Genomic DNA, 5,992 nt, shown 5'->3' with positions numbered 1-5,992 from the left:
GCGAGGTGTTGGGTATACCTCGTGATTGCTTCAATATTATCCCACCTGTGTCGGTTGACAGGTTTACCGAGTTCGCGGCGACGGCCGCTCGTCTGGACATTTTGCTACCACGGCTGAATGAGCGTGACCGGCGTATGGCATTGGCGACCGAAGCGCGATCCTGGGGCTACGGGGGAATCGCGGCGGGCCACCGGCGCTTCCAAGACCACCATCCAGCGGGGTCTCACCGAGCTTGAGACGGATACAGAGCCGACTAAAAATCGGGTACGGGCTGCTGGTGGCGGTCGCAAGAAAGCCGAGATCGCCAACCCGGACCTGCTGGGGCCCTGGATGGCGCTGTTGCATCCACCAGGATCAGCCGATCTTGGCCGTAAATCTTCCGGTGGAGGCGTTCTCCAAGGTCGTTCTGGGGCGTCTGAAGCCTCCGTGAGGCGGTCACGTGAGCTTCGTCGACGGGAAGATCTGCGGTTAAGATCGCCGATAATCGGCGAATGCAACAGTGCCGGTACCAACGCACTGCCAGTACGTTTCCCCTCGGGCGGGAACCGGAACCCGGCGAACTGGAGAGGCTGGGACCGGTGGACGGACACGACGTCGGCGCATCGTTCGATCATGACTGATCGGCCGTCGAGATGGCGGACTTCGCCAATGCAACAGTGCCGTCACCGGTCATCCCGCCGCGGTGGCGTGCTGAGGATCCGGTAGCGGCGGGGCGTCCAGCGCACAGTGCAGCCGGTGTGCGGACGGCCTGGCGATGGTTGGGGTCGGGTGCGGGTTGCAGATGGTGACGGCTGCCAGGACGCCGCCGATCAGGCACAGCCCCGCCGAGATGAACACCGCGGTGCGGAACCCGTCCTCGAACTGGACCGGGTGCAGGTAGGCGCTGCCGGTGATGCCCGCGGCGGCGGGGAGCACGGCGACAGCGATCAGTCCGGCGGCGCGGGCGACGTCGTTGTTGACCGCGGAGGCAATGCCGGCGTGGCGGGCCGGGGCCGCGGCCAGCACGGTCGAGGTCAGCGGCGCCACCGTGGTGGCCAGGCCCAGGCCGAACACCACCACAGCGGGCAGCACCTCGGTCAGATAGTCCCCGGAGGGGCCGATCCGGGCGAGTAGCGCCAGGCCGGTGCCGACAAGGAACGGGCCGACGCTCATCTGCAGCCGCGGTCCGATCCGGGTGGCGAGCGCACCAGAGCGGGCTGAGAGGGCCAACATGATGGCGGTGAGCGGCAGGAGGGACATGCCGGCCTGCAGGGCGCTGTAGCCGGATACCTGCTGCAGCTGGATGGGGAGCAGGAACAGGGTGCCTCCGAGTGCGCCGTAGACGGCGAAGGTGACCACGTTGGTGGCGGTGAACTGGGTGGAAGCGAACAGGGCCAGCGGCAGCATCGGCGCGGGAGTGCGGCGTTCCCGTCCAACGAATACGCCCAGTGCGACGGCGCCGCCGACGAGCGTGGCGAGCACAGGTGGGCTGGTCCAGCCGCTGCTCGGGCCCTCGATCAGCCCGTAGGTCAGTCCGACCAGCCCGAGGGTGACCAGCAGGCCGCCGGCCACGTCGACCCGTCCGGTCACCTGCGGGTCCCGGGACTCCGGGACGTGCCACCAGGCCACCGCGAGGACCGCGGCGGCCACCGGCACGTTGATGACGAAGATCAGTCGCCAGGACACGGCCTGCACCAGCCACCCGCCCAGGAACGGCCCGATCGCGGTGGCCACGCCGCCCAACCCGGACCACGCCCCGATCGCCCGGCTGCGGTCCTCCGGCACGAACGACGCCTCCAGAATCGCCAAGCTGCCCGGCGTCAACAGCGCCGCACCGACGCCCTGCAACGCGCGAGCGCCGACCAGCACTGGCGCGCTCGAGGCGACCGCACCCAGCAGCGACGCCACCACGAACCACACCACCCCGATCAGGAATATCCGCCGGCGCCCGTACCGATCGCCCAGGTCCCCGGCGACCAGCAGCAGACCGGCCAGGGTGAGGGTGTAAGCCGTGACCACCCACTGCAGCGCCGCCAGGCCGGTGTGGAAATCCCGGCCTATCGCCGGCAGCGCGATACCCACCACGGTCGCGTCGATCGATGCGATCGCGGATCCCAACACGGTGGCCACCAGCACCCACCGCCCCGACCGGCTGGCGAACCTCAGCCCGACTGGGTCGGCCGGCTGCTGCGCAACTCGGCTCACCGTGGCCATCATCCCTCCTCCCGGCCGGCATCCCGAATCCGCCCGCGGTCCGAGGTCATCAGCGGACTATGGACTACGGAGTTGCTCGGCTGACGTAGCCGGGGTCTGTTGCGTTGCTGAGGTCCGCTGTCTCGGCGTCTGACCAGGCATGATCGAGTGATGCGCCGACGTGCTGTCCGTCAGCCAGTCCCGGCATCGGAGTTTGCCGGGTTCCGGTTCCCTCCTGAGGGGAAGCGTGCTGGCGGTCCGCTGGTATCTGCGCTACGCGCTGTCGTACCGGGACGTCGAGGAGCTCCTCCACAGCCAGCTGAAAGCAAGACTGTGGCCGATGCGCGGACTCAAACGCGTCCGCTCCGCGCAGACGGTCAGCTTGGGGCATGCATTCGTCCAGAACATCCGACGCGGCCACTACAAACTCGGCGTCGACGCCGACCCGCGGCTGCGGGTGTCGGCTGCCTTCACCGAGCTCGCCCTGGCGGTCTGATCAACATTCAGGCAGGGTCCGCCATGTCTTGCTTTCCCATAACGCAACAGAGCCATCCCACCAGCGCGACGCCGATCGTCGGGACCGTTCCCCGCACCCCTGCGGGACATCGACCACTACGCGACGTCGAGCCACGCACGAAGCGCCTGACGGATGACGTCGCTGGCGTTCGTATGCTCGGTAGCCGCCCGCGCGGCAAGCGCCGCCCGCAGGTCCGGGTCCAGCCGCACCGGCACCACATCTGCAGGACCCGACCCCAGCGGACGGCGGCCCCCACGTCGACGCAGCTCCGCAACGTCATAGCCGGTCTCGGCCTCCGCCGCCAGCCGATCCACCAGTTCATCCGTCACCGGCACACCGTTCGACGTAGGCGGCCTCTCACTGCTGTCCGTCATGACGCACCTCTCCCTGATCACGACAGGAGATCCCGATACTTGGACCGCATCCGCATCGCATGGATGACCAGGTCCGTGCCGTCGTCCAGGAGCAGGACGACGATCTCCAGTAGGTTGCCCGCCCGGTCCGGGCCCAACCGCAGCTCCCTGCGCGGCTCCTCACCGTCACCAAGGGGATAGGCGACCAGGAACTGCTGGACGGCGTGGATGCTGTCCGCGTCGGCGATGCCATGCTTACGCGCCGACCGGTGAACATCCGCCCACTAAATGTATTACGAAACTAGCCGTCCCGCCAGCCTCACGAGGTGCACATACCGAGGCAGAGTCCAAAGTCGGCCAGATGATCGAGTAGGAGCCACAGAGGTCCCACCTCGACGGCCGCGCCCCTCCGATTTCGATCACCTTCACACCGCCGCACCGTTCGACCACCGACGTCGGTCGTGACGCTGCCGCCGACCCTGCCAAGACATGAACCGGGGATCCCGCACCCGCGAAAGGTCTCAGGTCACAACCCCGGACGAGTTTCGGGCAGCCACAGGATCCCCCATGCTCACCCGACCAGCCTGCCACGAACCGTCACAGACCCGGTCTTCGAGACCGGGAAAAACCGTGGGAGGTGAGTAACCTCAGCAGCCTGGCCAGGGTGAGCGTCACCGCTGCGAGGCGGCCATCTCCACCCGCGAGTCCGACCCGCATCCTCAACAACGCTAGCGACCAGAGGATCGCTAGCCGCAGACTCCGCCGCTGGTACCCGACCCCACCCACGAGGCCGAACCGGTCGGGCTCGCAGCGTAGCCTCGCCGGGTAGGGGCGCCGTATTACTACGGCGCCCCTCCCTCAGCCGCAGGCCGGTGGAGGTCACCACCGATAAGGCTGCTGTCTATCCGCGGATCCTGGACGAGCTGCTGCCCGCCGCCCGTCACGTCGACGCCCGGCGGGCGAACAACCGGATCGAATCCGACCACAGCCAGCTGAAAGCAAGACTACGGCCGATGCGCGGGCTGAAACGCCTCCGTTCCGCCCAGACGGTCAGCTTGGGGCATACGTTCGTACAGAACGTCCGCCGTGGCCACTACGAACTCGGCGTCGAGGCCGAACCGCACCTGCGGGTGTCGGCTGCCTTCACCGAGCTCGCCCTGGCGGTCTGATCAACATTCAGGCAGGGTCCGCCATGTCTTGCTTTCCCATAACGCAACTGTGAGTTCGTGGTTGCTGCACGTTCGTGGTGGCATACCCCGAGCGGCAGCCTGACCCGTAACGCCGCGCGCAATCGCTTGTTGTACCCCGACTGCCCCGGCAGGTACGGGAACATGTCGGACAGATGCGTGCGCGTGTAGCGCAGCCACCGGGCCTCGGAGTGATGGCCGAGCAGGGCTTGGGCCACCGCGAGGCAGACGAGCTCGGAGTCACTCAAGAGCGGCGGCTTGCCCGTCCACCGGGTCTTCTCTCCGATCCGGTCGTCGATCTTCACGTAGAATGCAGTCAAGAGGGTGTCCAGGTCTTGCGTCACACCATGATCTTGGGCGCCTTCTCTCCATGCCCAGCCACCACCAGCCCAGACTTCGGACTTATTCGTCTAGGATCGCGGCAGTCTGCTGGGGGGATGATGGACGGGTTTGTGCTGGTCGGGGGCGGGGTCGTCGGTGTCCGGCGGCCATCTGCGCATGCTTGTTGACCGGGCGCAGGTAGCGGCGGCGTTACCTGGCTATGAGCTGGGCGCTGGGCTGGGTGCCGGCGCGTTCGGGCTGGTGCTGGCGGGGCGGCACCGCCGCCTGAACCGGGATGTGGCGATCAAAGTATTGTCCGCGGGGCAGGAGGGTGCGCCGGCCGGTTTCGCCGCGGAGGCACAGATCCTCGCCAGCATGGATCATCCGCATGTGGTCCGGGTCTATGACTATGTCGAGACCGACGGTCTCTGTCTGATCGTTATGGAGTTGCTGGCGGGAGGGACCCTGACCCGCCGGCGGGCCGGGATGGCGGCGGAGGGTGCCTGCGCGGTTGGTCTGGCCGTGGCCGAGGCGTTGACCTGTGCGCATGCTCAGGGGGTGCTGCACCGCGACATCAAGCCGGACAACATCCTGTTCGACACCGCCGGTCTGGTGAAGGTGACCGACTTCGGGATCGCGAAGATTGTCGCCGGGTCGGCGGCTACGGCGAGCGCGATTATCGGGACGCCGAAGTACATGGCTCCCGAACAGCTTGTCGGTGGCCGGCTGGGGCCGGCCACCGATCTGTACACGCTCGGGGTGGTCCTGTATGAGCTGCTGGCGGGAGCACCGCTGTTTGACCCGACCCTGCCCCCTCACGCCCTGTATCACCACCATCTCCACACCACGCCCCCGCCGCTGCCGGGGGTGCCCGCGGGGGTAGCCGAGGTGGTCCTGCGGGTCCTGGCCAAGGATCCGGCAACGCGGTATCCCTCCGCGCACACGTTCGCATGTGATCTCGCCGGTGCCGCGGCCCGTAGCTACGGGCCGCGGTGGACGGCGCGGTCGGGGATCCTGCTTCGTCTCAGCGATGAGGTTCGCGCCGCCGGCGAACGGTCCGCTGACCCGGTGACCGTTCGGACACCCTCGCCGGGGGCTGTCTGCCCGGCCGCCGGCACGACTCCCCGCAGCGGCGAGCTCCCCACACACCCGGCCGGCGGTCAGCCGCCGGACGGGGCGACGGGTGGCCAGTCCGCCCCAGGACCCCTTGGCCGCATCCTCGGAGGGCCGCGGCGGCGCCGCATCTCCGCCGCCGTCCTGCTGCTGCTCGCCGTCACCGGCACTCTCTTCGCCGTCAGGTCTGCTCGGAGCGAGACCAGTGCCTACCCTCCGGCACCGGCTACCTCCGCGCGGCAGGCACCGGCTGGCAACCCCCGGCCGCTGGGCCCGCCGTTGACCGGCCACACCGACTGGGTCCCGTCGGTGGCGTTCTCCCCGGATGG

3 protein-coding genes and 3 pseudogenes are annotated in these 5,992 nt (G+C 68.3%); 3 read left to right on the top strand and 3 right to left on the bottom strand.

Annotation, left to right across the window (positions count from 1 at the left end):
• Positions 1-669: 669 nt before the first annotated feature.
• Complete coding sequence (locus DD1DGNOD_RS02930; RefSeq protein WP_131769383.1) at positions 670-2,193, bottom strand: MFS transporter; 1,524 nt, start codon at positions 2,191-2,193, stop codon at positions 670-672.
• A gap of 289 nt (positions 2,194-2,482) precedes the next feature.
• On the opposite strand from DD1DGNOD_RS02930, the pseudogene DD1DGNOD_RS31035 reads away from it, so the two are divergent.
• Positions 2,483-2,668: pseudogene (locus DD1DGNOD_RS31035) on the top strand (DDE-type integrase/transposase/recombinase); the annotation flags it as partial.
• Positions 2,669-2,784: 116 nt separating this feature from the next.
• On the opposite strand, the gene DD1DGNOD_RS02920 reads toward DD1DGNOD_RS31035, so the two are convergent.
• Positions 2,785-3,024, bottom strand: a complete 240-nt coding sequence (locus DD1DGNOD_RS02920; RefSeq protein ID WP_131769386.1) for a ribbon-helix-helix protein, CopG family — start codon at positions 3,022-3,024, stop codon at positions 2,785-2,787.
• An 863-nt stretch (positions 3,025-3,887) separates the two neighbouring features.
• Here DD1DGNOD_RS02920 and DD1DGNOD_RS02910 point away from each other — a divergent pair.
• Positions 3,888-4,211 (top strand): annotated as a pseudogene (locus DD1DGNOD_RS02910) (DDE-type integrase/transposase/recombinase); the annotation flags it as partial.
• A gap of 107 nt (positions 4,212-4,318) precedes the next feature.
• Here the strand turns inward: DD1DGNOD_RS02910 and DD1DGNOD_RS30665 are convergent.
• Positions 4,319-4,573 (bottom strand): annotated as a pseudogene (locus tag DD1DGNOD_RS30665) (IS982 family transposase); the annotation flags it as partial.
• Positions 4,574-4,706: 133 nt separating this feature from the next.
• Here DD1DGNOD_RS30665 and DD1DGNOD_RS02900 point away from each other — a divergent pair.
• Positions 4,707-5,992: serine/threonine-protein kinase (locus DD1DGNOD_RS02900; protein ID WP_241255428.1), on the top strand; the 1,286-nt coding region annotated here is incomplete at its 3' end.

This window comes from Candidatus Protofrankia californiensis (assembly GCF_900634765.1).
Taxonomy (GTDB): domain Bacteria; phylum Actinomycetota; class Actinomycetes; order Frankiales; family Frankiaceae; genus Protofrankia; species Protofrankia californiensis.
This window is presented reverse-complemented; position numbering and strand designations above follow the sequence as displayed.